1 protein-coding gene is annotated in these 552 nt (G+C 57.8%); it reads right to left on the reverse strand.

Annotated features, from left to right (window positions below; genetic code table 11):
* Positions 1-552: sensor histidine kinase (locus SB753_RS34590; RefSeq protein ID WP_410804530.1), on the reverse strand; the 552-nt coding region annotated here is incomplete at both ends.

The raw sequence follows: 552 nt of genomic DNA on the forward strand, positions 1-552 counted from the left end.
CACAGAGTGCGACCGCGTATTCGGCGATGTCGTCGAGAAGTGCGGGCAGGTCGGTCGCGGTCGGTGCGATATCCAGTGGTTGCAACTCTGCTTTCGCGTATCCAATTAGCTCGTCGATCAAGGCGAGTTGATAGTTCACACTGCGCTCGATAGCCTGTATCAGCGTGGCTTGCTTCGAATCGGCTCTATTCAGTAGAAGGCTGGCGTAACTGGAAATGGTCGCCAATGGCGCGCGGAGATCGTGGCTGACATAGCCGAGCGTTTCGATCTTTTGCCGGTTCTTCTCTTCCGCGTAACGCAGTGCTTCGTTCCATTCCAGTGTGCGTCGCGCGACTCGCTCGCGCATGCGGTCGTGTTCGGTTCTTTGCCAGTCCGCGAGTTCGGTTCTCGCCGCCCTTCGTTGCTTGCCGACGTGATTGACCCATGCGGCAAGCACGATTAGATGCGTCGCTAATCCAATGATCGCGACCGCCGGGTTCGGATGAATATCCGACTTTAACCATGCAAGAGCCGGCGGCAACGATCCGAGCGTTTCGAGCACGCGCAACGCAG

The sequence above is a fragment of the Paraburkholderia sp. SIMBA_053 genome (assembly GCF_046534895.1).
GTDB classification, from domain to species: Bacteria; Pseudomonadota; Gammaproteobacteria; order Burkholderiales; family Burkholderiaceae; genus Paraburkholderia; species Paraburkholderia caledonica.